Annotated in this window: 31 protein-coding genes; 25 read left to right on the top strand and 6 right to left on the bottom strand. The window is 63.7% G+C overall.

The features are described from left to right. Window positions 1-50: 50 nt before the first annotated feature. The 3 genes from ACUCV3_RS07280 to ACUCV3_RS07290 all read right to left on the bottom strand — a co-directional run bounded on the left by ACUCV3_RS07280 (window position 51) and on the right by ACUCV3_RS07290 (window position 5,219). On the bottom strand, window positions 51-557 hold the full coding sequence (locus ACUCV3_RS07280) for a cation:proton antiporter domain-containing protein (protein WP_010337281.1): 507 nt from the start codon (window positions 555-557) through the stop codon (window positions 51-53). A gap of 70 nt (window positions 558-627) precedes the next feature. Then, window positions 628-1,761, bottom strand: a complete 1,134-nt coding sequence (locus tag ACUCV3_RS07285) for an endo-1,4-beta-xylanase (RefSeq protein ID WP_010337282.1) — start codon at window positions 1,759-1,761, stop codon at window positions 628-630. A gap of 125 nt (window positions 1,762-1,886) precedes the next feature. Beyond that, on the bottom strand, window positions 1,887-5,219 hold the full coding sequence (locus ACUCV3_RS07290; RefSeq protein WP_122928367.1) for an autotransporter domain-containing protein: 3,333 nt from the start codon (window positions 5,217-5,219) through the stop codon (window positions 1,887-1,889). Window positions 5,220-5,555: 336 nt separating this feature from the next. On the opposite strand from ACUCV3_RS07290, the gene ACUCV3_RS07295 reads away from it, so the two are divergent. From ACUCV3_RS07295 to ACUCV3_RS07305, 3 genes are read left to right on the top strand one after another with little or no spacing between them, the layout of a single operon-like run. Further along, window positions 5,556-6,674 (top strand): Ppx/GppA phosphatase family protein, encoded by a 1,119-nt coding sequence (locus ACUCV3_RS07295; RefSeq protein ID WP_010337284.1) that lies wholly within the window; start codon window positions 5,556-5,558, stop codon window positions 6,672-6,674. Continuing rightward, entirely contained in the window at window positions 6,671-7,345 is a 675-nt protein-coding gene (locus tag ACUCV3_RS07300; RefSeq protein WP_004208734.1) for an RlmE family RNA methyltransferase, read from the top strand. Before ACUCV3_RS07295 ends, ACUCV3_RS07300 begins: the two co-directional genes overlap by 4 nt. A gap of 50 nt (window positions 7,346-7,395) precedes the next feature. Further along, window positions 7,396-8,904, top strand: coding sequence for a YifB family Mg chelatase-like AAA ATPase (locus tag ACUCV3_RS07305; protein ID WP_048938086.1), 1,509 nt, complete (start codon window positions 7,396-7,398; stop codon window positions 8,902-8,904). A gap of 4 nt (window positions 8,905-8,908) precedes the next feature. Here the strand turns inward: ACUCV3_RS07305 and ACUCV3_RS07310 are convergent, their stop codons facing one another. The 3 genes from ACUCV3_RS07310 to ACUCV3_RS07320 form a co-directional block, all read right to left on the bottom strand. Next, window positions 8,909-9,295, bottom strand: coding sequence for a bactofilin family protein (locus tag ACUCV3_RS07310; RefSeq protein WP_010337288.1), 387 nt, complete (start codon window positions 9,293-9,295; stop codon window positions 8,909-8,911). Continuing rightward, window positions 9,276-10,466 carry a M23 family metallopeptidase gene (locus ACUCV3_RS07315; RefSeq protein WP_010337289.1) on the bottom strand — a complete coding sequence of 397 codons (1,191 nt, stop codon included), beginning with the start codon at window positions 10,464-10,466 and terminating at the stop codon, window positions 9,276-9,278. The genes ACUCV3_RS07310 and ACUCV3_RS07315 overlap by 20 nt, the downstream gene beginning before the upstream one ends. Before the next feature lie 167 nt (window positions 10,467-10,633). Further along, window positions 10,634-12,910: a putative bifunctional diguanylate cyclase/phosphodiesterase gene (locus ACUCV3_RS07320; protein WP_048938085.1), complete on the bottom strand. Its 2,277-nt coding sequence runs from the start codon at window positions 12,908-12,910 to the stop codon at window positions 10,634-10,636. Window positions 12,911-13,269: 359 nt separating this feature from the next. On the opposite strand from ACUCV3_RS07320, the gene rpsL reads away from it, so the two are divergent. The 22 genes from rpsL to rplR all read left to right on the top strand — a co-directional run bounded on the left by rpsL (window position 13,270) and on the right by rplR (window position 26,412). Then, window positions 13,270-13,641 (top strand): 30S ribosomal protein S12, encoded by a 372-nt coding sequence (gene rpsL / locus ACUCV3_RS07325; protein ID WP_004208728.1) that lies wholly within the window; start codon window positions 13,270-13,272, stop codon window positions 13,639-13,641. Between the two features lie 15 nt (window positions 13,642-13,656). Then, entirely contained in the window at window positions 13,657-14,127 is a 471-nt protein-coding gene (gene rpsG / locus ACUCV3_RS07330) for a 30S ribosomal protein S7 (RefSeq protein ID WP_004208727.1), read from the top strand. Between the two features lie 157 nt (window positions 14,128-14,284). Next, window positions 14,285-16,357, top strand: coding sequence for an elongation factor G (fusA, locus tag ACUCV3_RS07335; RefSeq protein WP_004208726.1), 2,073 nt, complete (start codon window positions 14,285-14,287; stop codon window positions 16,355-16,357). 137 nt (window positions 16,358-16,494) lie between these two features. Next, window positions 16,495-17,685 (top strand): elongation factor Tu, encoded by a 1,191-nt coding sequence (tuf, locus tag ACUCV3_RS07340; protein WP_004208725.1) that lies wholly within the window; start codon window positions 16,495-16,497, stop codon window positions 17,683-17,685. Window positions 17,686-17,892: 207 nt separating this feature from the next. Then, window positions 17,893-18,201: a 30S ribosomal protein S10 gene (gene rpsJ, locus ACUCV3_RS07345; protein ID WP_004208724.1), complete on the top strand. Its 309-nt coding sequence runs from the start codon at window positions 17,893-17,895 to the stop codon at window positions 18,199-18,201. Window positions 18,202-18,488: 287 nt separating this feature from the next. Next, window positions 18,489-19,241: a 50S ribosomal protein L3 gene (gene rplC, locus ACUCV3_RS07350; protein WP_004208723.1), complete on the top strand. Its 753-nt coding sequence runs from the start codon at window positions 18,489-18,491 to the stop codon at window positions 19,239-19,241. Between the two features lie 3 nt (window positions 19,242-19,244). Beyond that, window positions 19,245-19,868, top strand: a complete 624-nt coding sequence (rplD, locus tag ACUCV3_RS07355; RefSeq protein WP_004208722.1) for a 50S ribosomal protein L4 — start codon at window positions 19,245-19,247, stop codon at window positions 19,866-19,868. Next, a complete protein-coding gene (locus ACUCV3_RS07360) occupies window positions 19,861-20,175 on the top strand; it encodes a 50S ribosomal protein L23 (protein WP_004208721.1) in 315 nt (104 codons plus the stop codon). The genes rplD and ACUCV3_RS07360 overlap by 8 nt, the downstream gene beginning before the upstream one ends. A gap of 10 nt (window positions 20,176-20,185) precedes the next feature. Then, a complete protein-coding gene (rplB, locus tag ACUCV3_RS07365) occupies window positions 20,186-21,022 on the top strand; it encodes a 50S ribosomal protein L2 (protein ID WP_004208720.1) in 837 nt (278 codons plus the stop codon). A 5-nt stretch (window positions 21,023-21,027) separates the two neighbouring features. Then, the gene (rpsS, locus tag ACUCV3_RS07370) at window positions 21,028-21,306 is read left to right on the top strand and encodes a 30S ribosomal protein S19 (RefSeq protein WP_004208718.1); all 279 of its coding nucleotides are present in this window, start codon (window positions 21,028-21,030) and stop codon (window positions 21,304-21,306) included. After that, window positions 21,306-21,692, top strand: a complete 387-nt coding sequence (gene rplV / locus ACUCV3_RS07375) for a 50S ribosomal protein L22 (protein ID WP_004208717.1) — start codon at window positions 21,306-21,308, stop codon at window positions 21,690-21,692. Before rpsS ends, rplV begins: the two co-directional genes overlap by 1 nt. A gap of 4 nt (window positions 21,693-21,696) precedes the next feature. Beyond that, window positions 21,697-22,392, top strand: a complete 696-nt coding sequence (gene rpsC, locus ACUCV3_RS07380; protein ID WP_004208716.1) for a 30S ribosomal protein S3 — start codon at window positions 21,697-21,699, stop codon at window positions 22,390-22,392. A 21-nt stretch (window positions 22,393-22,413) separates the two neighbouring features. Continuing rightward, complete coding sequence (gene rplP / locus ACUCV3_RS07385) at window positions 22,414-22,845, top strand: 50S ribosomal protein L16 (RefSeq protein ID WP_004208715.1); 432 nt, start codon at window positions 22,414-22,416, stop codon at window positions 22,843-22,845. 3 nt (window positions 22,846-22,848) lie between these two features. Beyond that, a complete protein-coding gene (rpmC, locus tag ACUCV3_RS07390; protein WP_004208714.1) occupies window positions 22,849-23,052 on the top strand; it encodes a 50S ribosomal protein L29 in 204 nt (67 codons plus the stop codon). A 12-nt stretch (window positions 23,053-23,064) separates the two neighbouring features. Further along, a complete protein-coding gene (gene rpsQ, locus ACUCV3_RS07395; protein ID WP_004208713.1) occupies window positions 23,065-23,328 on the top strand; it encodes a 30S ribosomal protein S17 in 264 nt (87 codons plus the stop codon). A 168-nt stretch (window positions 23,329-23,496) separates the two neighbouring features. Beyond that, window positions 23,497-23,865 carry a 50S ribosomal protein L14 gene (gene rplN, locus ACUCV3_RS07400; protein ID WP_004208712.1) on the top strand — a complete coding sequence of 123 codons (369 nt, stop codon included), beginning with the start codon at window positions 23,497-23,499 and terminating at the stop codon, window positions 23,863-23,865. Continuing rightward, a complete protein-coding gene (rplX, locus tag ACUCV3_RS07405; protein ID WP_004208710.1) occupies window positions 23,865-24,176 on the top strand; it encodes a 50S ribosomal protein L24 in 312 nt (103 codons plus the stop codon). Before rplN ends, rplX begins: the two co-directional genes overlap by 1 nt. After that, entirely contained in the window at window positions 24,176-24,748 is a 573-nt protein-coding gene (gene rplE / locus ACUCV3_RS07410; RefSeq protein WP_010337292.1) for a 50S ribosomal protein L5, read from the top strand. Before rplX ends, rplE begins: the two co-directional genes overlap by 1 nt. A gap of 50 nt (window positions 24,749-24,798) precedes the next feature. Further along, on the top strand, window positions 24,799-25,104 hold the full coding sequence (rpsN, locus tag ACUCV3_RS07415; RefSeq protein ID WP_004208708.1) for a 30S ribosomal protein S14: 306 nt from the start codon (window positions 24,799-24,801) through the stop codon (window positions 25,102-25,104). A gap of 12 nt (window positions 25,105-25,116) precedes the next feature. After that, complete coding sequence (gene rpsH, locus ACUCV3_RS07420; protein WP_004208707.1) at window positions 25,117-25,512, top strand: 30S ribosomal protein S8; 396 nt, start codon at window positions 25,117-25,119, stop codon at window positions 25,510-25,512. Next, window positions 25,512-26,045 carry a 50S ribosomal protein L6 gene (gene rplF / locus ACUCV3_RS07425; protein ID WP_004208706.1) on the top strand — a complete coding sequence of 178 codons (534 nt, stop codon included), beginning with the start codon at window positions 25,512-25,514 and terminating at the stop codon, window positions 26,043-26,045. Before rpsH ends, rplF begins: the two co-directional genes overlap by 1 nt. 1 nt (window position 26,046) lies before the next feature. Next, window positions 26,047-26,412: a 50S ribosomal protein L18 gene (gene rplR, locus ACUCV3_RS07430; protein WP_004208705.1), complete on the top strand. Its 366-nt coding sequence runs from the start codon at window positions 26,047-26,049 to the stop codon at window positions 26,410-26,412. Window positions 26,413-26,414 lie beyond the last annotated feature (2 nt).

Consider the following 26,414-nt stretch of genomic DNA (forward strand, 5'->3'; position numbering starts at 1 on the left):
CTTTCATTCGGCAGTGGGAACATGCTTCGTCGAAGCGAGGGGCCAAACCGTCACAGAGCGAACTGTGGTCGGCTCAACCAGATCCCTTCGATAAATTTAGAGGGTGAAAAAGCATGGACCGACAGGCGGCGGGGGAGATGCACGCGTTGCAGCACGGCGCGCGCGGCAATGGCGTCGGGCGGCGAGACGATCGCGCCCAGCGCGGCGCAGGCGGCCCAGGGCAGGGACGGCATCAGGGCATGGGCGACGGCGGCGACCACGAGCGTGGTGAAGATCACCGCGCCGATCGCCAGTGACATGATGCCGATCAGGTGGCGGCGCAGATGGCCCAGCGCAATGAACCAGGCGCCGTCCATCAACAGCGGCGGCAGGAAGATGACCAGGACCAGTTCGGGGTCAAGCGAGATGACCGGCAGGCCGGGCACGAAGGCGAGCAAGGTGCCGCCGGTCAGCAAGGCGACCGCCGGCGGCAGGCCCAGCCGATGCGCGGCATAATGAAGCGCGATGATCGCCAGCAGCATGGCCACCAGCAGTTCGAACAATTCCACCGGATGCATCGGCCTGGCCCCTGTCTGTCGATCGCCCTACCCTAATAGGGTCGCCGATCCTGTCCAGCGGTCCGCCCGATCATCGCACCGGACAGGCGGCGAGGGCGGTGGCGATGGCATCATAAAAGGGTTTGGGCCGCAGCGCATCGTCGAAGGGGTTGCCGCGCATGGGCAGGCCATCCGGGCGGCGGCTCTTGGTCGGATAGCTGTCGCGATTGAGATTGGAATAGCGATCGCTGAGGCCCCAGCAGATGACCTGGGAGACATTGCGATGGCTGAGCGTGATGTCGAGATAGCCCTTCACGAAGGCGGCAATTTCGGCATCGCGTCTGGCCGGCTCCTGGTCGCTCAGATGGCGGTCGGCGCAATCCAGTTCGGTGATCAGCACCGTCATGCCCATGGCGTCCAGTTCGGCAAGGAAGCGATTCCAGGCCCGTTCGTCGCGGCCGCGGCCCAGCGTATTGCCCAGATGGCTCTGGATGCCGATGGCATTGACCGGCACGCCGCGCTTGAGCGCCTGTTCCAGCACGCGCAGCACGGCGTCGCGATGATCGGGATTCTGCTCCCAGCTCATATTGCCATTATAGACGCGCTGCGCATGGGGGGCATATTGCGCCATCAGCTGAAAGGCGAGGTCGAAGAAGCCCAGGCCAAGGATGCGGGTGTAGATCGAGTTCTTCAATTGTCCGCTCTGGACGACGAATGCCTCGTTCACGCAGTCCCATGATTCGATCTGGGGGAAGGTGGTCGCAATATAGCGGGCATGATCGTTCATCAGGGCGATGAGCGGGGCGCCACCCTTCTGTGCCAGCGCCGCCTCATTGGCGATCAGCCAGCCGGGCACCCGATCATCCTGGTTCCAGACGAACGTATGGCCCCGCGGCGACATGCGGTGGCGGCTGGCGAAGCGCAGGACGCGCAGCGCCTTTGCCGGGTTGCGCTGTCCCTCCTTGGCTTCGAGATATTTCCATTTGAAATTATTCTCGGCGGTCAGCACCGAACATTCCCGGACGATCAACTGGGCAAAGGCCGGATCGTCCAGATGGGTGGGCGATACGGCGGTGCCAAAGCGCAGGCCCCGGCTGCGGGCGATGGCGTCGAGTCCGGAAGGCGGCGCGACGGCCAGGCCGGGCGCGCAGGACAGGGCCGGGATGGCGCCCGCCGTCAGCGACAGCATGTGCCGGCGGGACAGGGGCGGGCCATGGTCTTTCATGCTGCATTTGTCCGAGCGGAGAGGCGCAGAGGCAATCGGTAATTGGCCGGAGGGGGCTGCCCGCAAAAAAAAAAGGGCCGCCCCATGCGGGACGGCCCAATGCTTCTGTTGCCGGGGAGCTACTGTCAGAAGCGGAATTTGAGTGCGGCGCGATAGCTCTGATAGCTGAGGTTGCCGCGCCAGGCGGTGGTGTCGGCCGACAGGCTGATGTCGACATTGCCGGTGCTGAGGGTCAGGCCGCCGCCCACTTCGCCCCAATTCTTGTCCGAGCCACCCAGCGCGAAGGGCGCGAGCGATCCGGTGCCGCCGACGAAATTGGCCAGGAAATAGGCCGGCTGGTCGCGGAACTCATGGACATAATTGGCGGTCAGATAGGGCTTGAACCCGCCGACATCGATCTTCGCCGTGGCCCCCAGGCGCCCCTGCGCGCTCTGGATCGCATGGCGATGGATCACCAGCGCGGTGTCGCCGCCATATTCAGCGAGGTTGCCGCCGCTGATATAGGCGCCGCGCAGCGAGGCGCGCGGCGTGATGGTGAAGGCGTCGCCACCCAGCGGCGCGCCGATGCCGATCTCACCCGACAGGGCCAGTTGCTGGTCGCTGCCGCGCAGTGTGTAGGGGGTGGTGCCCACCGCAAAGGCGCGCTTGGTCTTGCTGGTGAGGGTGCCGGCGCTGCCGACGCCATCCAGAACGACGCCGCCCAGATCCCAATTGCCATAGACGGTGGCCTGGTACAGGCGGGAACGGGCGGTGTCGCCGATGCCGGTATTGCCCTTGAGCTCGCTGAAGGAGGCGGCCAGGCCGATCACGGCATCGTCGCCGATCATCTTTTCGATGCCGGCCGCACCATACCAGCCGTCGAACTTGTCGCGGCCGGTGGTGATGGCGCCCCGCATCGGATCGCTCTTGCCGTCGATATAGCCGCCGGCGATGAAGGCGCTGACGTCTTCAGGCAGGGCATTTTCCTGGGTGACGGTTTCGTTGCCGCCGCCCTGATCCATGCCCAGGTTCAGATTGTTCATGCTGAGCGCGGCGAGCTGGAGCGGCTGACCGGTCATGGTCAGCGTGCCGCCCATGCTGCCGCCGCTGACGCGTGCCAGGCGATCGCGATAGAAGCGGGCCATATTGTCGTTCAGCACTTCGGACATGGAGGTGCGGAGCGCTTCGGTGCGCGGTGCCATGGCTTCGAGCGACGCCTGGATCGCGGCGACGCTCAGCAGGTCGGCCTCGCCATAGAGGGTGGCATAATTGCCGTAGAGGGCGCGGTTCTGATCGAGCAGGCGGGCAAAGCTGGTCTGCACCTGCGAGCCGCCATTGACGACGCCGGCATAGGTGCCGGCATCGACCGTGACGCTGACGCTGTTGGCGCCATAGGTCAGCACGGGCTTCAGGATGGCGCTGATGTTGGTCGGCGTGTCGAACGTGCCTTCGACGCCGCCTTCCGCAGTCAGGAAGGTGTAGCGGCTGCCATAGCGCAGCTTGGCGCCGGTCGCCGCGCCGAAGACGACCTTGCCATCGACCGCCGCGACGCCTTCGACATCATCGGTGGCCTTGACCGCGAGCAGATCGGAACCGCTGCTGCCAAGGTCGACATGCAGCGTGCTGCCCGAGGAGAGGATGGCATTACCCTCGACCGTGAGCGTGCCGATGGTGCCGATGCCGCCAGGCGCGACCACGCCCATGATGTTGGTGAAATAGGGGGTCCGCAGCGTGCCCTTGCCCGAGAGCAGGCCCGAGAGCAGCAGATAGTCGCCCGGTGTTTCGACCGCGCCATCGACATTCACCACGCCGGCGAGATGATTGATGTCCATCAGGCTGGTGAGCGATCCGGCGCTGGTCACGTCGAGCGTCGAGCCGGTGCCCGAGATGGTGAAGCGATCGACGGTGGCGTCGATGTCGAGCGTGGTCTTGCCGGCGGCGCTGAGCGTGACGTCATAATAGCGACCGACGACGCCCTGCGCAGCGACAGGGTCGATATTGTTCGGCACGAAATTGGTGGCGCCGGGCAGACCGTTGGCCAGGGTCGCGGCGGGCAGGACGGCATCGCCCTCCGCCTGGGCCTCCACGATGGCCTCGTCCGCCAGGCTGGCGGCACCATCAGACGGGCTGCGCTCGGCGATCTCGACCTTGCCCTTGTTGTCGGCGACGGTCTTGCTGCCGCTGGTGGTGGTCGCGTCGGTCGCCTCGACCGGCTCGCCATTGATCAGCAGCGTGTCGGTGCCGACGTCGTAACAGGCGTCGTCCGAGCCATCATTGGGCTGGTAGCAGACCTGGCCGAACTTCTGCGCATCATCCTCGCCAAAGGCGCCGGCGCCGGGCGTGGTCGGCACGCCGTTCACCAACGATCCGTTGCTGTCGATGATCATGTAATTGGGATCGAGCGCCGTCACCCAGTGGCTGGCGTCGCTCCATTTGCCGTCGCCGGCCTTGGCAGTGGCGTAGCGATAGGGATTATTCTGCGCGATCCAGTCCCAGAAGAGGTAGAGCGGTTGATAGAAGGCGGAGCCGCCATAAGAGCTTTGCGGCTGTTCCAGGAAGTAGCGGCTGCCGCCCGACAGGACGCCCAGCACCACCTTCTGGTCAAAGGTCTGGTCGAGGATCAGCGGGCCGCCGGAATCGCCGCCGGCGGTATTGCCTTCATTGGGAAGCGCATCGTCCTTGAAGACATTGAAGTCGAATTCGTTGGTCCGGGTCGGATCGTCGAAGTCGGTCTGGTAGAGATTCTGGGTATAGCCACCGCCTTCGCCGAACAGGAAGATGTCGATATCGTCGAGCGAGCCGAGCATGCCGAGGAAATTCTCGGCCACCTTGCGGCGATAATCGATGCCATAGCTGTTGCCGGTGGTGCCGCTGCCGCTGCGGCCATAGCCGGTGATCGTCACATGATAGCCGGTGCCGGTCGTGTCGCTGATGCTTTCCGGCGCGGGCAGGGCGGAAAAGAGCATCGCCCAGGTCGGCACGTCGCTGGCCGGCGTGTCGAGCGTGGCCATCGCCGTGTCGCCATAGAGGAAGCTGAGCGCCGGCGGATCGAGCGAGTCCGGATTATAGGCGATATTGTTGACGTTATAGACGCTGAGCGCGGTGTTGGTGCGATAGCCGTTGTTGATCCAGTTGACGAGGCCGGGGCGGGCGTTGCTCTGGAAGGCGAAGGCGACCGGAATGCCGTCATTCACCGTGCTGTAGGTGCTGGGGTCATAATCATTGACGCAGTGGGCGGCGAAAATGACGGTGCGCGGATTGATCAGCGTGCCGGTGCAGACATAGCCGTCGGCGCGATACATGATGCCGACGCCGTTCACATCGGTGCCATCGACGATGTCGGCCGGCGTATTATTGTCGTTCGGCACGACGGCATGGGCTGCCGGTGCGATGCTCAGAGCGGACAGAGCGGCCGATGCCAAAAGGGCAGAACGACCGGCGCGTGCCAACAGGCCCGCGCCATTCTTACGAATGCGCATGATGTTAACTCCCCAAAGACCGTTGGCGAGGCTATGCAGCTATCAGGCGCAAGACAATTACCCAAAAATGAAAGTTTCTGTCATGTATCCAAAAAGACACAATGTTATCTTTGCGTTATGAATATCCAACGTTGATTGACTGATCCGGCGGTCATGCCGTTTTCTATGTTAACGGTATCGATTATGTAATTTATGCAAATGTAATGGGTCGAAGAAATGCCGGGGATTTTCGGCTTGTTTCCCGCCCACTTGCGGAAGCGGGCGGTTCCGCTTAAGCATGAAGGCAAGTTCCGATCGGATTTGCGCGATCGGCGATTGATGAAGTGAGATACGGCCTTGGTGCAGCATAGCCGCCCATCGCCGCAGAGTTCCGGCCCGGTTGGCCGCGTTTCGGGCAAGTCCGCCCGTTCCGGTTCGGGTAATGGGAGCAAGGCTGCGGCCATTACGCCCCCGTCGAAGCAACGGGGCCTTTATCCCTACACGGCGCGTGACCGCCGATCCTATGCGGCAATCGATCTGGGTACCAATAATTGCCGTCTGCTGATCGCCAAGCCGTCAGCGGACGGGTTTATCGTGGTCGATGCCTTTTCCCGGATCGTGCGTCTGGGCGAGGGGCTGGCGGCCACCGGGCGGATCAGCGATGCGGCGATCGACCGGGCCATCGCTGCGCTGTCGGTCTGTGCCGACAAGCTGCGGCGGCGCCATGTGACGCTGGCGCGGTCGGTCGCGACCGAGGCCTGTCGGCGGGCGAGCAATGGCGCCGAGTTCATCCAGCGCGTCTATCGCGAGACCGGGATCGCGCTCGACATCATCAGCGCACAGGAAGAGGCGCGGCTGGCGGTGCTGGGGTGCCACGCGCTGCTGGAAGAGGGCAATGGCCCGGCGCTGATCTTCGACATTGGCGGTGGATCGACCGAACTGGTGCTGGTCGATTCCCATTGCGACGGCGCGCCGCGCATCGTCGATTGGGTGAGCGCGCCCTGGGGCGTGGTGTCGCTGACCGAGAGTGAATTGTTCGACCATGCCAATCCGGCCGAGCGGCTGGCCGCCTATGGCCGGATGCGCGCGCGCGTGGCCGAGGCGTTCGCGCCGCTCGCCCGTCGCCTGCCGCAGGGCGAAGCGGGCATCAGGCTGCTGGGCACGTCGGGCACGGTGACGACTTTGGCCAGCCTGCACCTTGACCTGCCGCGCTATGACAGGCAGGCGATCGATGGGTTGATCGTGCCGAGCAGTTCGATGCGCGCGATTTCCGAACGGCTGTCGACCATGGCGCTGGCGGATCGGCAGCGATTGCCCTGCATCGGCACGGAGCGCGCCGACCTGGTGGTCGCGGGCTGTGCCATTTTGGAATCGATCCTCGACATCTGGCCGGCCGAGCGACTGGGCGTCGCCGACCGCGGCATTCGCGAGGGCATATTGCGCGGCCTGATGGACCGCCATGGAGCAACGACGTGAGGGGTTCTGGCGCAGGCAAGGTGCGGGTGAAATCCGCCAAGGGGCGCACCGCGCAGTCGGTGCGCTGGCTGGAGCGGCACCTGAACGACCCCTATGTCCACAAGGCCAAGCAGGAAGGCTGGCGCAGCCGCGCCGCCTTCAAGCTGATCGAGCTGGACGAGAAATTCCATTTCGTGAAGGGATCGCGCGCGGTCGTCGACCTGGGCGTGGCGCCGGGCGGCTGGGCACAGGTGATCCGCAAGATGGCGCCCAAGGCGGCGGTGGTCGGCATCGACCTGCTGCCGGTCGATCCGATTCCCGGCGTCACCCTGTTCGAAATGGACTTCATGGACGACAAGGCGCCGGACCTGCTGCGCGAGGCGCTGGGGCAGGAGCCGGACCTGGTGATTTCCGACATGGCGGCCAATACGGTGGGCCATGCCCAGACCGACCATCTGCGCACCATGGGGCTGGTCGAGGCGGCCGCCGATTTCGCCGTGCAGAATCTGCGCAAGGGCGGCACCTTCGTCGCCAAGGTCTTTGCCGGTGGCACCGACGCGGAGCTGCTGGCGGTGCTCAAGAAGCATTTCACCACGATCAAGCATGCCAAGCCGCCGGCGAGCCGCAAGGGCAGCGTCGAATGGTATGTCGTGGCGCAGGGATTCAAGGGACGGCCGGACGCGCAAGAGTAACGGGGACAAGCGATCGGCCGCCTTCATGGGGGAAGAAGGGGGCGGGGCCTTTGGTAGCGACGGTTTCGACGGTGGCCTATCTGGGCCTGGAAGCGCGCACGATCGAAGTGCAGTGCCAGCTTGTTCCGGGATTGCCGGCTTTCATCGTCGTTGGTCTGCCCGACAAGGCGGTGGCCGAAAGCCGCGAGCGGGTGCGCAATGCGATCGCCGCGATCGGCCTGTCGCTGCCGCCCAAGCGGATCACCGTCAATCTTTCCCCCGCCGACCTGCCCAAGGAAGGATCGCATTTCGACCTGCCGATCGCGATCGCGCTGCTGGGCGCGATGGGGGTGATCGATGCCGAGACGCTGGCGGGCTATATCGTCGTCGGCGAACTGGGGCTGGACGGCCGCACCGCGCCGTCGCCCGGCGTCTTGCTGGCGGCGCTGCATGCCGGCGGGCAGGATCTGGGGCTGGTCTGTCCGGCTGCACAGGGGAGCGAAGCGGCATGGGCGGGGCAGGTGGAGGTGGTGGCGACACCCGATCTTCTGAGCCTGCTCAATCATTTCAAGGGCACGGCCGCACTGTCGCCGCCCCAGCCCGGCGCGGTCGAGCCGCCGATGCGGGCCGCTGACCTGCGCCAGGTGAAGGGGCAGGAAAGCGCCAAGCGGGCGCTGGAGATCGCGGCGGCCGGCGGCCATAATCTGCTGATGGTCGGGCCGCCGGGGGCGGGCAAGTCGCTGATGGCGAGCTGCCTGCCCGGAATATTGCCCGAGCTGACGCCGACTGAGGCGCTGGAAACGTCGATGGTCGCGAGCGTCGCCGGCACGCTGGAGGGCGGACGGATCAGCCGCGCCCGGCCGTTCCGCAATCCGCATCATAGCGCATCGATGGCGGCTCTGGTCGGTGGTGGCCTCAAGGCGCGGCCTGGCGAGGTCAGCATGGCCCATCTGGGCGTGCTGTTCCTGGATGAGCTGCCGGAGTTTCAGCGGGTGGTGCTGGATTCGCTGCGCCAGCCGCTGGAGAGCGGCGAGGTCAGCGTGGCGCGGGCCAACGCCCATGTCACCTTCCCGGCGCGGGTGCAGCTGATCGCGGCGATGAACCCCTGTCGCTGTGGCCATCTGTCCGACCCGGCGCTGGCCTGTTCGCGCGCGCCGCGCTGCGCCAGCGATTATCAGGCCAAGGTGTCCGGGCCGCTGCTCGATCGCATCGACCTGCATGTCGAGGTGCAGGCGGTGACGGCGGCCGATCTGGTGCTGCCGCCGCCGGCCGAGGGATCGGCGGAGGTGGCGGCGCGCGTCGCGGCGGCCCGCACGCTGCAGACTCGGCGCTATGCCGGCAGCAAGGTGCGGACCAATGCGGAGGTTGATGGCGAGCGGCTGGAGGATGTGGCCGGGCCGGACGAGGCCGGGCGGCAATTGCTGGCACAGGCCGCTGCCGCGATGAAGCTGTCGGCGCGCGGCTATACGCGGGTGTTGCGGGTGGCGCGGACGATCGCCGACCTGGCCGGCGCCGAGCAAGTCGGCCGGGTGCATGTGGCCGAGGCGCTGAGCTACCGGCGGCGCGCGCCGGTCAACTGAGCGCTCAGGCTGCGCTGTCGCTGGTGATGAGCTTGAGGTCGGCGGCCGCGACCGGGCCATTATCCTTGTGGGCGAAGCGGCCTTCGACCCGGCTGCCGGCTTCGATCGTGATCCGCTCGTAGGTCACGTCGCCGGTGATGCGGGCGGTGCTTTCGACCACCAGTTCCTCGGCGCTGATCGATCCGTCGACCAGGCCCGCAAGGCGCGCGCTCTGCGCGGTGACATGGCCGATGATGCGGCTGTCGGGGCCCTGGACCAGCGCGGCGCAGCGAATGTCGCCGTCGATCACGCCATCGACATGCAGGTCGACGGTCGCGGCGAGATTGCCGGTAATCGTCACGTCGCTGCCGATCAGCGAGAAGGGGGTGTGCTTAGCCCCGGTTGCCGACATCGGCGAGACGGGCCGTGGCGATTTGCTGGACTTGGAGAACATCTTTGCGGGCCTCGAGGAAACGGCGGGGATTGATGGGATCGCCGTTCACGCGCACCTCGAAATGAAGATGCGTGCCGGTCGAGCGGCCGGTGGAGCCCATGCGGGCGATCTGGTCGCCGCGCGCGACCTGCTGGCCGACACGGGCATTGAAGCCGGACAGGTGGGCGTAGCGGGTCATGATGCCATTGCCATGGGTGACTTCCACGACATTGCCGTATCCGCTGCGCTGGCCGACATAGCTGACCTTGCCGGGGGCAGCGGCCAGAATCGGCTGGCCATAGCGGCCGGGAAAGTCGAGTCCGGCATGGAAGGCGGCGTGGCCGTTGAACGGGTCACGGCGATAGCCATAGGAGCTGCTGAGCATCGGCGTGCCGGTCGGCTGGCCCGATGGAATGCGCAGCAGGCTGGTTTCCAGAAATTCCATGCGCGACAGGGCGGTGGCGAGCTTTTCCAGCTCGGCCGGCATCGCATCTTCGTCCCCATGCCAGGGCACGAACGGGCCACCCTGGGCGCGGGCCGCGTTGCGGGCGAGCGCGTCGGGATTGAGGCCGAAGCTGCGGATCGCGGCGGCCGCCTTCTGCGCGCGGGCTTCCACCGCACCGGTCAGCAGGGCGGCAAAGCGGCGCTGGCGGGCGTCGACCTGCATCAGCGGCGCGGCTTCGGGCGCCATGCTGATCTTGGCGTCGAGCTTGCCCTGGCCGGCCTTGTCCGTGGCGGCGTCCGCCTTGCCGACCGGGGCATTGGCCGCGGCATCACCGGGTTCGCCGAAATGGGTCTTGTAGAGATCGTCGATGAAATCCTGGCGCGCTTCCAGGTCATGGGCGAGGTCGTTCACAGACTTGCGATAGCCGTCGACCTTGCGTGCCTTGCTGGCGACGGCCGCACCCTTGGCGTCCAGCATCGCCCGGTCATGGGCGACGGCGGCGCTGCTGGCGAGCATCGATATGGTGACCGCGCCCCAGCCGACCAGGCCGGTCGACAGGATGCCGAGGGCCATGAGCTGGGCGCGCTTGGAAATGCGGATGAACTTTACCTGGCCGCCCGAGCGCAGGAAGATTTCCCGCTCCGGGCACAAGGCACTGAGCCTGGCCCAGAGGGTGGCGACCCCCTTCTTCTTGCGCTGCGACAATTGCGACCCCGTAACTATTTATTTCGGTGAGTCGGGCCGGTAGCAAAAGAAGATCGGACGCGCGAATCCACAGCCGCGGACTCGTGACGAGTCGAAGCTAAACCGGGACGAAATGATCTTCGTCCCATTTGGTTCCCTGGCTTTGAAAATATTTTTCGCGATCCGCTTCAGCTTCGGCGGGCGAAGCGCGAGGGCTCAAGAAAGCTGGGTAATTGCGATGCCGGAACGGCCGCGCTCCAATAATAGCCCTGGCCATAATGGCAACCACCTGATCGCAAATATTCCAGTTGTTCAATCGTTTCGACGCCTTCGGCGACGGTTTTCACGCCCAGGCTGTAGGCGAGGTTGAGCACGGTGCGCACGATGGCGGCATCATCCGGGTCGGTTTCCAGATCGCGGACAAAGCCCTTGTCGATCTTGATGACGTCGATCGGAAACTGCTTGAGGTGGGACAGCGAGGCGTAGCCGGTGCCGAAATCGTCGAGGGCGATGGCCATGCCCGACTGGCTGAGGCGCTGAAGATTGCGTTCCACCACATCGACATTGCGGCCGAGGAAGACGGATTCGGTGACTTCCAGCTCGATCCGGCGCGGTTCGACATCGGCATGGGCGAGGCGGGCGAGCAGCCGGTCGGGGAAGGCGCGGTCATGCAGTTCGACGCCGGGGACATTGACCGCGACATGGCCGAAATCGATGCCGGCGCTGGTCCAGGCCCGGCAATCGGCTAGCACCTGATCGATCATCCGCTCGGTGATCTTGCGGCCCAGTTCGGGATGTTCGAAGGCGGCCAATATCTGGTCGGGCATCATCAGCGTGCCGTCCGGACGGACGCAGCGCAGCAGCGCCTCGAAACCGATGACGCGGCCGTCCTGCAGGTCGACCTTGGGCTGATACCAAGGCACGGGCTGGGCATGGGCGAGTGCGTCGCGGGCCCGTTCCAGCATCCGCGCCTCGGTCTGCCAGCTTTCCAGCAGACTCGGTTCGAACAGGCAGGCGCGTCCGCGCCCGCTATTCTTCGCCTCATACAGGGCGATGTCGGCATGTTTCATCAGGTCGATCATGTCGCCGGCATGGTCGGGATAGAGGGCGACGCCCATGCTGACGCGGCAATCAATGTCCCGCCCGCCATGGCGCAGCGGCATGTGCAGGCGCGCGATCATGCGGCTGAGGATGGTGTCGAGATCGGCCAGGCCGCGCAGGCGGGTGAGGATGACGGCGAACTCGTCGCCGCCCATGCGCGCGATCATGTCGGCGGGGCGTACCGAGTCGCGCAGCCGTTCCGCCACGGCGCACAGCAGGGCGTCGCCGGCGTCATGGCCGGCGCTGTCGTTGATCCGCTTGAATTCGTCGACATCGGTCAGCACGACCGCCATCTGGCCGCCGGATCGTTCGGTCGACTGGGCCGCCTGCATCAGGCTGGCCATGAAATGGGAACGATTGGCGAGGCCGGTCAGGGCATCAGTCATCGCCAGATGGGCAAGATGGCGTTCGGCCTGCTTGCGGTCGGTGATGTCGACGATGCTGGCAAGGATACATTGTTCGCCGGCGAGCAGGATCGGGCGGGCGCCCAGCAGAACATCGCGGATGATGCCTTCGTCATTGGCGAGGCAGCATTCGTCATTGTCGATGCTGTCGCCCCGCGTCAGCCGATCGAGCAGACGCAGCGGCGGGGCATGGTCGACGATCAGCGCCAGCCGGGCGACATCGTCCGCGGTGCCCAGATTGCGTGTGGCGGAATCGTTCATGCGCAGGACGGTGCCGTCGTCGCGGATGACTATCAGCGGCAGCGGCACGGTCATGAACAGCCGTTCGAGCGCTTCGCCATTGGCGGCGAGCGCGACGCGGGCGGCCTGCGCATCCTGGCTGGCGGTCCATTCCATACGCTGCAACCGGTTGGTGCGGGCGATCGCGATCCACATGCCGCAATGAAGCATCAGCACCGCCATGATCATGCCGGGCATGGTCGGCGATAGAGGGGCAGGGGCCAGATAGCCGATCAGCAGCGCGACGCCGCAGCCCAGGCCGCCGCCGACATTGCCGCGGAAGCTCGTTGGCACCACCAGGTAGAAGACGAGCGGCAGCATCACCAGGACGAAGATGGCGATGTCGCTGCGCGAGGAGACGAGGAAGGCGACGCCGATGGCGGTGACGCATTGCCAGGCAAAGCAGATGCGTTCGACCGCCTTGAAACTGTGCATGTAGCGGCACAGGCCCAGGCTGACGAGCGACCAGAACACCACGACCAGGCGGGCGGGCACCGCGACCCAGAAATGGGCCGTCCCGGCAAAGCGCCAGTCGCTCAGCAGGAAGAGGGTGTTGAGCAGCGCCGACAAGGCGAAGAGCAGATGGGCGTGGCGACGCGATTCGGGCAGTCGATCGGCCTGGAAGGCGGCCTCCCGTTCCGGGCTGTGGAACTCGCCGCTAATGCGGGAAAGTGCAATCACGACTGGTCCATCTGGATATGGGGGCTGCGGGGAAAGATCCCATAATCTGCAGCATGTTAGCAAAATGATAAAATGTCATTCACTATGTGGCGCGCGCATCTCCGCGCGTCTTCGGGTGCTATGCTTGACCCTTCCGTCCCTCGTCGCTATAGGGCCGCTGCCCCGCGCTATGCGTCTGGAAGACTCGTTTTCCCGCCGCTTTCCGGGGCAAGCACTAGAGCTGAACATTATCGGCTGTCCCTGCGGCTCCGGGCGGATCTTGTCCGTCGGGGGCCTTTGCCGTTCGGAATTTTCGTGATTCCGGCCGGTCAGGAACGCAGGTGGCGTCCGGTAAAGTAACTGAAAAGGTGAAGGGCTTCATGCCAACAATCAACCAGCTGGTCCGCAAGGGCCGCGAACTGCAGAAGACCAAGTCCAAGGTCCCTGCGATGGATGCGAACCCGCAGAAGCGTGGCGTTTGCACCCGTGTCTACACGACGACCCCGAAGAAGCCGAACTCGGCTCTCCGTAAGGTGGCGAAGGTGCGTCTGGTCAACCAGCGCGAAGTCATCACCTACATCCCGGGTGAAGGCCACAACCTCCAGGAACACAGCGTCGTGCTGATCCGTGGCGGCCGTGTGCGAGATCTTCCGGGCGTGCGCTATCACGTTCTTCGCGGCGTTCTGGATACCCAGGGCGTCAAGGATCGCAAGCAGAGCCGTTCGAAGTACGGCGCCAAGCGTCCGAAGTAAGGGGAGAACAGTAATATGTCACGTCGTCGTCGCCCCGAAAAGCGCGTTATCCTGCCGGATCCCAAGTTCGGTGATATCGTGCTGTCGAAGTTCATGAACAGCATCATGCAGGACGGCAAGAAGGCCGTCGCCGAGTCCATCGTTTACGGTGCGCTCGATACTGTCGAAGCGAAGTCCAAGAAGGACCCGATCGGCATGTTCCATGACGCGCTGAACAATGTGAAGCCCGGCATCGAAGTCCGCAGCCGCCGCGTCGGCGGTGCGACTTACCAGGTCCCCGTCGAAGTGCGCCCCGAGCGCGCCCAGGCGCTGGCGATCCGCTGGCTGATCACGGCTTCGCGCAACCGCAGCGAAACCACCATGGCCGCCCGTCTGTCGGGTGAGCTGCTGGACGCTGCCAACAACCGCGGCAATGCCGTCAAGAAGCGCGAAGATACGCACCGCATGGCGGAAGCGAACCGCGCCTTCTCGCACTACCGCTGGTAACAGCAGGGCGGGCGCTTATATGCCCGCCTTGTTATTTGGTTTCCAAAATCGGTCCGTTCGCCGTGGGTGGCTACCCATGGCGAACGGATTGGTTTAGGGGCCACGCGCAGAATTAACGAATCCCCAACCGCCGGCGCGCCGGCAACGGAGAAGCATCATGGCCCGCAGCCATCCGCTCGAACGCTATCGCAATTTCGGTATCATGGCGCATATCGACGCCGGCAAGACCACCACGACCGAGCGTATCCTTTACTACACCGGCAAGTCCTACAAGATCGGCGAAGTCCATGACGGCGCCGCGACCATGGACTGGATGGAGCAGGAGCAGGAGCGTGGTATCACCATCACCTCGGCTGCAACGACCTGCATCTGGAACGACCACCGCCTGAACATCATCGACACCCCCGGCCACGTCGACTTCACCATCGAAGTCGAACGCTCGCTGCGCGTGCTCGACGGTGCGGTTGCCGCGTTCGACGGCGTTGCCGGCGTTGAGCCGCAGTCGGAAACCGTGTGGCGCCAGGCGGACAAGTACAAGGTTCCGCGGATGTGCTTCATCAACAAGCTCGACCGCACCGGTGCCGACTTCTATTATTGCGTGCAGACGATCATCGACCGTCTGGGCGCGACCCCGGCCGTCCTGTATCTGCCCATCGGCGCAGAGTCGGACTTCAAGGGCCTGGTCGACCTGGTCGAGAACCGCGCGATCATCTGGAAGGATGAGAGCCTGGGCGCCGAATTCTACTATGAAGAAATTCCGGCCGACCTCGCCGACAAGGCTGCCGAATATCGCGAAAAGCTGATCGAGCTTGCCGTCGAGCAGGACGATGCCGCGATGGAAGCCTATCTGGAAGGCAATCTGCCCGACACCGCGACCCTCAAGAAGCTGATCCGCAAGGGTACGCTGGGTCACGCCTTCGTGCCGGTGCTGTGCGGTTCGGCGTTCAAGAACAAGGGCGTTCAGCCGCTGCTCGACGCCGTCGTCGACTATCTGCCGAGCCCGCTCGACATCGAAGACGTCCAGGGCGTCAAGATGGACGGCGAAACCCCCGACAGCCGTCCGACCTCGGACGACGCGCCCTTCTCGGGCCTGGCGTTCAAGATCATGAACGACCCGTTCGTTGGCTCGCTGACCTTCCTGCGCATCTATTCGGGCACCCTGACCAAGGGCACCTACCTGAACTCGGTGAAGGACAAGAAGGAAAAGATCGGCCGTATGCTCCTCATGCATGCGAACAGCCGTGAAGACATCGACACCGCCTATGCCGGCGACATCGTCGCGCTGGCCGGCATGAAGGAAACCACCACCGGTGATACGCTGTGCGCCGAGCGCCAGCCGATCATTCTGGAGCGGATGGAATTCCCCGAGCCGGTCATCGAACTGTCGGTGGAACCCAAGACCAAGGCCGACCAGGAAAAGATGGGCGTCGCCCTCAACCGCCTGGCTGCCGAAGATCCCTCGTTCCGCGTCTCGACCGATCACGAATCGGGCCAGACCATCATCAAGGGCATGGGCGAACTTCACCTCGAAATCCTGGTTGACCGCATGAAGCGCGAGTTCAAGGTCGAGGCGAATGTCGGTGCGCCGCAGGTGGCCTATCGCGAGTATCTCAAGAAGGCCGTCGACGTCGACTACACCCACAAGAAGCAGTCGGGCGGTACCGGTCAGTTCGGCCGTATCAAGGTCAAGTTGACCCCCGGCGAGCGTGGTTCGGGCTTCGTCTTCAAGGACGAGATCAAGGGCGGTAACATTCCCAAGGAATATATCCCCGCGATCGAAAAGGGCATGCGCGAAACCGCTGCCACCGGTTCGCTGATCGGCTTCCCGATCATCGACTTCGAAGTGCTGCTCTATGACGGTGCGTACCATGACGTCGACTCGTCGGCGCTGGCGTTCGAAATCACCGGCCGCGCCGCGATGCGCGAAGCGGCGCAGAAGTCGGGCATCACCCTGCTCGAGCCGGTCATGAAGGTCGAAGTCGTGACCCCGGAAGAATATCTGGGCGACGTCATCGGCGACATGAACAGCCGTCGTGGCCAGATCCAGGGCACCGATACGCGCGGCAACGCGCAGGTGGTCGAGGCGATGGTCCCGCTGGCCAACATGTTCGGCTATGTGAACTCGCTGCGTTCCTTCACCCAGGGCCGCGCGAACTACTCGATGATCTTCTCGCACTATGACGAAGTGCCGCAGAATGTTGCGGACGAAGTCAAGGCGAAGATGGCCTGACGAGTTTCCCTGTCCGGGCCGTGCAATCGGCTCGGATAGGGGCTGGTAATCTGTGAATATGCTGCTATGGACGCGCCTTCGCGAGGCGCGGCCGAGCGGTCAGACCCAAGCTGATTTTGATTAGAAGGTAGGATAAAATGGCTAAGGCTAAGTTTGAGCGGAATAAGCCGCACTGCAACATCGGCACCATCGGTCACGTTGACCATGGTAAGACCTCGCTGACCGCGGCGATCACCAAGGTTCTCGCCGAAACCGGCGGTGCGACCTTCACCTCGTACGACAACATCGACAAGGCTCCCGAAGAGCGCGAGCGTGGCATCACCATCTCGACCGCCCACGTCGAATATGAGACCGAAGCCCGTCACTACGCGCACGTCGACTGTCCGGGTCACGCTGACTACGTCAAGAACATGATCACCGGTGCCGCCCAGATGGACGGCGCGATCCTGGTTGTTTCGGCCACTGACGGCCCGATGCCGCAGACCCGTGAGCACATCCTGCTCGCCAAGCAGGTCGGTGTTCCCCAGCTGGTCGTGTTCATGAACAAGGTCGACCTGGTCGACGACGCCGAAATCCTCGAGCTGGTCGAGCTGGAAATCCGCGAGCTGCTGAGCTCGTACGACTTCGACGGCGACAACATCCCCGTCATCGCCGGTTCGGCTGTCGCTGCCCTGCAGGACAAGACCCCGGAAATCGGCCACGACGCCGTTCTGAAGCTGATGGCTGCCGTCGACAGCTGGATCCCGCAGCCCGACCGTCCGGTCGACAAGCCCTTCCTGATGCCGATCGAAGACGTGTTCTCGATCTCGGGTCGTGGTACCGTCGTGACCGGCCGCGTTGAAACCGGCATCGTCAAGGTTGGTGAAGAAGTCGAAATCGTCGGCATCAAGCCCACCAAGAAGACCACCGTCACCGGCGTCGAAATGTTCCGCAAGCTGCTGGACCAGGGCCAGGCCGGCGACAACATCGGCGCGCTGATCCGTGGCGTGGGCCGTGAAGAAGTTGAGCGTGGTCAGGTTCTGGCCAAGCCCGGCTCGGTCACCCCGCACACCGAATTCGACGCCGAAGTCTACGTGCTGTCGAAGGAAGAAGGCGGCCGTCACACCCCGTTCTTCGCGAACTATCGTCCGCAGTTCTACTTCCGCACCACCGACGTGACCGGCGAAGTGATCCTCCCCGAGGGCACCGAGATGGTCATGCCTGGCGACAACGTGAAGCTCGGCGTCAAGCTGATCGCTCCGATCGCCATGGACTCGGGTCTGCGCTTCGCAATCCGTGAAGGCGGTCGTACCGTCGGCGCAGGGGTTGTCGGCACGATCTCGAAGTAATATAGGACCGCAGCGGCGCGAATCGCCCGATTCGCGCCGCTGAAGTTTTTTACCCGCCCCGGATCGCCTTTCTCCGGCTCGAATGAGCTAAAAGGGCAAAACGGGGCGGATATTTTTTTGTTGGCGTGTTTTTGTAAATCAACGGCTGCTCCGGCTGATTCATGAAAATGCGCTGGTTATTGGCTCTTTCGCATCGGTACAGGAACAATGGACAGCAACATCCGCATTCGCCTCAAGGCGTTCGATCATCGCGTGCTCGATCAGGCGACCGGCGACATCGCCGAAACCGCCCGCCGCACCGGCGCCCTCATTCGCGGTCCGATTCCTCTTCCGACGCGCATCGAAAAGTTCACGGTCAACCGTGGTCCGCACATCGACAAGAAGTCGCGCGAGCAGTTCGAAGTCCGCACCTACAAGCGTATGCTTGACATTGTGCAGCCGACGCCGCAGACGGTCGACGCGCTGATGAAGCTGGACCTGGCTGCCGGCGTGAACGTCGAAATCAAGCTGGCCTAAGGTCGGCAAGTCCCCGCCTTCCGCAAGGTTGGCGGGGTATCGGGTATTCTGTTCCTCTTCTCTGGAGAGACGGAAGCTCAAACGACACAAGGGATACCGCACGGCCCGCCGGTGAACCGGCTAAGGCGCGTGGTCCTGGTCCCCCGTCGCCTTTCCCGAGAGGGATCGGCATCCAACCCGGACGGGGTGATCTATACATTGGGTTGGGCCGCGAAGCAGAGATGCTGAGCGGTTTTTTCGTTGGATACGCCCGCTGCTATGGCGGGCCTCTATGGGAGTAATCAGTGATGCGCACTGGCGTGATCGCTAAGAAAGTCGGGATGACCCGCCTGTTCCAGGACGACGGACGTCACGTCCCCGTCACGGTCCTCAGCCTTGAGGGTACGCAGGTCGTCGCACGTAAGGAAGTCGAGCGCGACGGTTATGTCGCCCTTCAGCTGGGCGCTGGCGTTGCCAAGGCCAAGAATGTCGCCAAGCCGCAGCGCGGTCACTTCGCCAAGGCGGAAGTTGAACCCAAGGCGCGTCTGGTCGAATTCCGCGTCGCCGAGGATGCGCTCCTCGACGTCGGCGCCGAAATCGCCGCTGACCACTTCGTCGCTGGCCAGCTGGTCGACGTTGCTGGTCACACCCAGGGTAAGGGCTTTGCCGGTGCTATGAAGCGCTGGGGCTTCGGCGGTATGCGCGCCACCCACGGCGTGTCGATCAGCCACCGTGCGCATGGTTCGACCGGTAACCGTCAGGATCCGGGCCGCGTCTTCAAGAACAAGAAGATGGCCGGTCACATGGGTGATCGTGAGCGGACCCAGCAGAATCTCGAGATCGTCCGCACGGACGTCGAGCGTGGTCTGCTGTTCGTCAAGGGTTCGGTTCCGGGCGCCAAGGGCACCTGGCTGACCGTCAGCGACGCCGTGAAGGTTCCCCGTCACGCCGACGCGCCCTATCCCGCCAGCCTAAAGCAGGCTGCAAACAGCAATGCCGCGCCGGCCGAGACGCCCGCGGAAGCGGCCGCTCCCGAAGCGACCGAAGGCCAGGAGGGCTAAACCATGAAGGTCAATGTACAGACCCTCGACGCCGCAGCTGCCGGTGAGCTGGAGCTCAACGATGCCGTTTTCGGCCTCGAGCCCCGCGCCGACATTCTGCACCGCGTCGTCACCTGGCAGCTCGAAAAGCGTCGTGGCACTGCCCGCGGCACGCGCGAGCGTTCGGATGTCGCCCGCACCGGCAAGAAGTTCGGTCGCCAGAAGGGCGGCGGTACCGCCCGTCACGGCGATCGCCGCGCTCCCGTCTTCATCGGCGGTGGTAAGGCTCACGGTGCCCGCGTGCGCGACTTCAACCCCTCGCTGAACAAGAAGGTTCGCGCGCTGGGTCTGAAGATGGCGCTGTCGTCGAAGGTCAAGGATGGTTCGCTGATCATTCTCGACAATCTCGACGTTGCCGAAGGCAAGACCAAGGCGCTGGTCGCCAACTTGGCCAAGCTGAACCTGAACAAGGTTCTGTTCATCGACGGCGACGCCGTGAACGTCAGCTTCGCCAAGGCTTCGGCCAACATCGTCGGCGTCAACCTGCTGCCGGCCGTTGGTGCCAACGTCTACGACATCCTGAAGGCCGACTCGCTGGTGCTCACCCGCGCCGCGGTCGAAAAGCTGGAGGCCCGTTTCAATGGCTAAGAAAGAAGCCGCGACCGTGGACAACCGTCACTTCGACGTCGTTGTCGCGCCGGTCATCACCGAGAAGTCGACCCTTCTCTCGGAAAACAACGCCGTTGTTTTCCAGGTCGCCAACGACGCATCGAAGCCTGAAATCAAGGCTGCCGTCGAGGCGCTGTTCGGCGTGACCGTCAAGGCGGTCAACACGCTGGTGCAGAAGGGCAAGGTCAAGCGCTGGAAGGGCAAGCCCTACAAGCGCAACGACGTGAAGAAGGCGATCGTCACGCTGGCCGAAGGTCAGTCCATCGACGTCACCACCGGTATTTGAGGCGAGATAGATGGCACTCAAGCACTATAATCCGACGAGCCCGGCCCAGCGCGGCCTGATCCTCGTCGACAAGTCGAGCCTGCACAAGGGCAAGCCCGTCAAGGCGCTGACCGAAGGCAAGCGCAAGACCGGTGGTCGTAACAACAAGGGCCATGTCACTTCGCGTGGTATCGGTGGCGGTCACAAGCAGCGCTATCGTATCATCGACTTCAAGCGTCGCCTGTGGGACGTTGAAGGTACGGTCGAGCGTCTGGAATATGACCCCAACCGCACCGCCTTCATTGCGCTGGTCAACTATCCAGACGGCACGCAGGCGTACATCATTGCGCCGCAGCGTCTGGCTCCCGGTGACAAGGTCATCGCGGGCAAGAAGACCGACGTGAAGCCGGGCAATGCGATGGAACTGGGTCAGATGCCGGTCGGCACGATCATCCACAACATCGAGATGAAGCCGGGCAAGGGCGCGCAGCTCTGCCGTTCGGCAGGCACCTATGCCCAGCTGGTCGGTCGCGACCGTGGCATGGTCATGGTGCGTCTGTCGTCGGGTGAGCAGCGCTACATCCGTTCGGACTGCATGGGCACCGTTGGCGCCGTGTCGAACCCCGACAATGGCAACACCAACCTTGCCAAGGCTGGCCGCAACCGTTGGAACGGCATCCGTCCTCTGACGCGCGGTGTTGCGAAGAACCCGGTCGATCACCCGCATGGTGGTGGTGAAGGCCGGACCTCGGGCGGCCGTCACCCGGTCACCCCGTGGGGCAAGCCGACCAAGGGTGCGCGCACCCGTCACAACAAGGCAACGGACAAGTTCATCATCCGTAGCCGCCACGCGAAGAAGAAGAGGTAAGCGAGATGGCTCGTTCCGTCTGGAAAGGTCCGTTCGTGGACCTCAGCCTTCTGAAGAAGGCGGAAGTCGCGCAGGAAAGCAATGGCCGCTCGGGTCCGATCAAGACCTGGTCGCGTCGTTCGACCATCCTGCCGCAGTTCGTTGGCCTGACGTTCAACGTCTATAACGGCCGCAAGCATGTTCCGGTTCTCGTGAACGAGGATATGGTGGGTCACAAGCTGGGCGAATTCGCTCCGACCCGCTTCTTCCCCGGTCACGCTGCCGACAAGAAGGGCAAGCGCTAATGAGCAAGGAAAAGGCTCCCCGTCGCGTCGCCGACAATGAAGCGCTCGCCGTCGGCACGCAGATCCGTGGTTCGGCCCAGAAGCTGAACCTGGTCGCCACGCTGATCCGCGGCCGCAAGGTCGAGGACGCGCTCAACATCCTCGCCTTCTCGAAGAAGGCGATGGCTGTCGACGTGCGCAAGGTGCTGGCTTCGGCCATCGCCAATGCGGAAAACAACCACAATCTGGACGTCGACGCCCTGGTCGTCGCGGAAGCATCGGTGGGCAAGAGCTTCACCCTGAAGCGCTTCCACGCTCGCGGCCGCGGCAAGTCGACCCGGATCCTCAAGCCCTTCAGCCGCGTGCGCATCGTCGTGCGTGAAGCTGGCGAAGAAGCGGAGGCGTAAGCACATGGGTCACAAGAGCAACCCGATCGGTCTGCGTCTGCAGATCAACCGTACCTGGGACAGCCGCTGGTTCGCCGAAGGCGCCGACTATGGTCGCCTGCTGCTGGAAGATCTCAAGATCCGCCAGTACATCATGAAGAACCTGCCGCAGGCCGCGATCTCGAAGGTCGTGATCGAGCGTCCGGCCAAGCTGTGCCGCGTGTCGATCTACGCTGCCCGTCCCGGTGTCATCATCGGCAAGAAGGGTGCAGACATCGAAAAGCTTCGCAAGAAGCTGGGTGCCTTCACCTCGTCGGACGTGTCGCTGAACATCGTCGAAATCCGCAAGCCGGAAATCGATTCGAAGCTCGTCGCACAGGGCATCGCCGACCAGCTGGAACGCCGCGTTGCCTTCCGTCGCGCCATGAAGCGTGCGGTGCAGTCGGCTCTCCGTCTGGGCGCCGAAGGCATCAAGATCACCTGCGGCGGCCGTCTGGGCGGCGCGGAGATCGCGCGTGTCGAATGGTATCGTGAAGGCCGCGTTCCGCTGCACACCCTGCGTGCGAACGTCGACTATGCCGAAGCCACGGCGCACACCGCCTATGGCGTTTGCGGCATCAAGGTCTGGATCTTCAAGGGCGAGATCCTCGGCCATGATCCGATGGCTACCGACCGGCTGATGCTGGAGGCTCAGACCTCCGGCGTGCGCCCGGCGCGCTGAGAATAAGAAGGTAATAGCGTCATGCTGCAACCGAAGAAGATGAAGTTCCGCAAGACCTTCAAGGGTCGGATCAAGGGCGATGCGAAGGGCGGCACTGCGCTGAACTTCGGCGCCTATGGTCTCAAGGCTCTGGAGCCCGAGCGGATCACCGCGCGCCAGATCGAAGCGGCTCGCCGCGCGATCCAGCGCCACCTGCGCCGTCAGGGTCGTCTGTGGATCCGCGTGTTCCCCGACGTTCCGGTCACCAAGAAGCCGGCAGAAGTCCGCCAGGGCAAGGGCAAGGGTTCGGTCGAATATTGGGCGGCTCGCGTCGCTCCCGGCCGTATCCTGTTCGAACTGGACGGCGTTCCCGGTCCGCTCGCAGCAGAGGCCTTCTCGCGCGCCGCGATGAAGCTGCCCATCAAGACGAAGGTCGTTGCCCGCCTCGGCGACACCTCGCACCTGGAGGGTTAAGCTGTGGCCAACGTTGCAGACCTCAAGACCAAGTCGGACGACGAGCTGTCGACCGAGCTGAACAACCTGAAGCGCGAGCAGTTCAATCTGCGTTTCCAGGCGGCCACCAACCAGCTGGAAAAGCCCAGCCGCGTTCGTGAAGTCCGTCGTTCGATCGCGCAGATCAAGACCCTGCAGACCGAGCGTTCGCGCTCGGCCGCGAAGTAAAGGAAACACACGATGCCCAAGCGCGTGCTGACGGGAACGGTGGTTTCCGACAAGACCGACAAGACGGTGGTGGTTCGCGTGGAGCGCAAGGTTAAGCATGCGCTCTACGGCAAGATCATCCGCCGGTCGAAGAAGTACCATGCCCATGACGAGGGCAATGTCTACAAGGAAGGCGAAACGGTCCGTATCGAAGAGACCGCTCCGATTTCCAAGCTCAAGACCTGGAAGGTCATCGAGCGTGTGGACACCCACAAGTCGCCGGAATCGGCGGCCTAAGGGCAGTCACCGACTCTAGAGTCGAAAAAGTTCGGACGCGGGGCTGGCCTTTTCCTTCGGGAGGAGGTACAGGCCCGCGCTTCGTGCATTTCGATTCACCGGGTCGACTCACGAAATTCGGAACCGCCGGGATAGTCCCGGTAGGCCAAATAAGAAGGAACCGGATCCATGATCCAGATGCAATCCAATCTTGACGTCGCGGACAACAGCGGCGCCAAGCGCGTCCAGTGCATCAAGGTGCTGGGCGGCTCGAAGCGGCGTTTCGCCGGCGTGGGCGACATCATTGTCGTCTCCGTCAAGGAAGCTGCTCCGCGCGGTAAGGTGAAGAAGGGTGACGTGCATCGCGCCGTCATCGTGCGCACCGCCAAGGACGTGCGTCGCGCTGATGGCAGCGTGATTCGCTTCGACGGCAATGCCGCTGTGCTTATCAACAAGAACGAGGAGCCGATCGGCACCCGTATCTTTGGCCCGGTCGTTCGCGAACTGCGCGCCAAGAAGCACATGAAGATCATCTCGCTCGCTCCCGAGGTGCTGTAATGAGCGCTGCTAAGATCAAGAAGGGCGACAAGGTTGTCGTCCTGGCTGGCAAGGACAAGGGCCGTACCGGCGCCGTCCTCCAGGTGATGCCCAAGGACGACAAGGTCCTGGTCGAAGGCATCAACGTGCATGCGAAGCATCGCAAGCCCGACCAGTCGAACCCGCAGGGTGGCATCGACCGCAAGCCGGCCCCGATGCACATTTCGAACGTCGCTGTCGCCGACAAGGATGGCAAGCCGACCCGCGTCCGTTTCGAGGACCGCGACGGCAAGAAGGTCCGCGTCGCCGTCAAGTCCGGTGAGGTGCTGTAATGGCCGACAAGTATATTCCGCGCTCGAAGTCGATCTACGACGACGCCATCGTGAAGGCGATGGTCGAGAAGTTCGGCTACAAGAATGTGATGGAAATCCCGAAGATCGAAAAGATCGTGCTCAACATGGGCGTCGGTGAAGCCACGCAGGACAAGAAGAAGGTCACTTCGGCCGCCGAGGAAATGGAACTGATCGCCGGCCAGAAGCCGGTCATCACCAAGGCGAAGAAGTCGATCGCGCAGTTCAAGCTGCGTGAAGGCATGCCGATCGGTGCCAAGGTCACGCTGCGCCGCGAGCGCATGTATGAATTCCTTGATCGCCTGATCAACATTGCCCTGCCGCGCGTGCGCGACTTCCGTGGTCTCAACCCGAAGAGCTTCGACGGCCGTGGCAACTATGCCTTCGGCATCAAGGAGCAGATCATCTTCCCCGAGATCAACTATGACCGCATCGACAAGGTGCGTGGCATGGACATCATCGTGACCACCACGGCGAAGACTGACGACGAAGCGCGCGAACTGCTGCGCCTCTTCGGCTTCCCCTTCCCGATTGAAGAGAAGCAGGCGGCCTAACAGGCCCCGCTTCTCTCCCAACGCTTAAGCTAAGGAAGAGAACTTAAGTCATGGCGAAACTGAGTTCGATCAACAAGAACGAGCGCCGCAAGAAGCTGGTGAAGAAGTATGCCGGCCGCTATGCGAAGCTCAAGGCGATCGCAGCCGATACCGCTCTCGACGACACCGAGCGTCTGATTGCGCGTCTGAAGATGGCGGAAGTCCCCCGCAACGGCAACCCGACCCGCATTCGCAACCGCTGCGAACTGACGGGCCGCCCGCGCGCTTACTACCGCAAATTCCGTCTCTGCCGCGTGCAGCTGCGTGATCTGGCCAACAAGGGCCTGATCCCCGGCGTCACCAAGTCGAGCTGGTAAGGATCATTTGAGATGGCATTGACCGATCCCCTGGGTGATATGCTCACCCGCATCCGTAACGGGCAGCAGGCGAAGAAGGACAGCGTTGTGTCCCCCGCCAGCAAGCTCCGTGCCCGCGTGCTCGACGTGCTGCAGCGCGAAGGCTATATCCGTGGTTATTCCGAGGAAACCCTCGGCAATCACCCCGGCCTGCGCATCGAGCTGAAGTATTTCGAGGGCCAGCCTGCGATCAAGCATGTTGCCCGCGTGTCCAAGCCTGGTCGCCGCGTCTATTCCGGTTCCAAGGAACTGCCGGTGATCCGCAACGGCCTGGGCATCACCATTGTCTCGACGCCCAAGGGCGTTCTGTCCGACGCCGAAGCGCGTGAACAGAATGTCGGCGGCGAAGTGCTGGCGGAGGTGTTCTGATGAGCCGCACTGGCAAGAAGCCGGTCACCGTGCCTGCGGGCGTGACCGCGTCGATCGCTGACGGTCAGCTGTCGGTGAAGGGCCCCAAGGGCACCCTCGCCATGCCGCTGGCCGACGAAGTGACTTACACCGTCGAAGAAGGCAGCATCGCTGTAAAGCCCGCCAACAACGGCAAGCGCGCCCGCGCTTTCTGGGGCATGCAGCGTACCCTGATCCAGAACCTGATCACCGGCGTGACCCAGGGCTTCTCGAAGAAGCTGCTGATCACCGGTGTCGGCTACCGTGCGAACTCGCAGGGCAAGACCCTGAAGTTGCAGCTCGGCTACAGCCACGACGTCGATTTCGAGATTCCGGAAGGCATCGAGATCAAGACCCCGGATAACACCACGGTCGAGATCAGCGGCATCGACAAGCAGCAGGTAGGCCAGGTCGCCGCCGAGATCCGCCGCTGGCGCAAGCCCGAACCCTATAAGGGCAAGGGTATCAAGTACGCCGGCGAATTCATCTTCCGCAAGGAAGGGAAGAAGAAGTAAGATGGCTAAGCTTTCCCTCTTCGCGCGGCGTCGTCGCCGCGTTCGCACCGCGCTCAAGGCTGTTTCGGGCACCCGCCCGCGCCTCAGCGTCCATCGTTCGGGCCGTCACATCTACGCCCAGATCATCGACGACGTCGCCGGTACCACCGTCGCCGCCGCTTCGACCCTGGACAAGGATGTTGGCTCGAAGGCTCTGGGCAAGACCGGCGCCTCTTCCGAAGCCGCTGCCGATGTCGGCAAGCGCGTCGCTGCCGCTGCTACGGCGGCCGGCGTCACCAAGGTCGTGTTCGACCGCGGTGGCTTCCTGTTCCATGGCCGCGTCAAGGCGCTGGCCGATGCCGCCCGTGAAGGCGGGCTGGAGTTCTGATC

This window comes from Sphingobium sp. VMM (assembly GCF_056790315.1).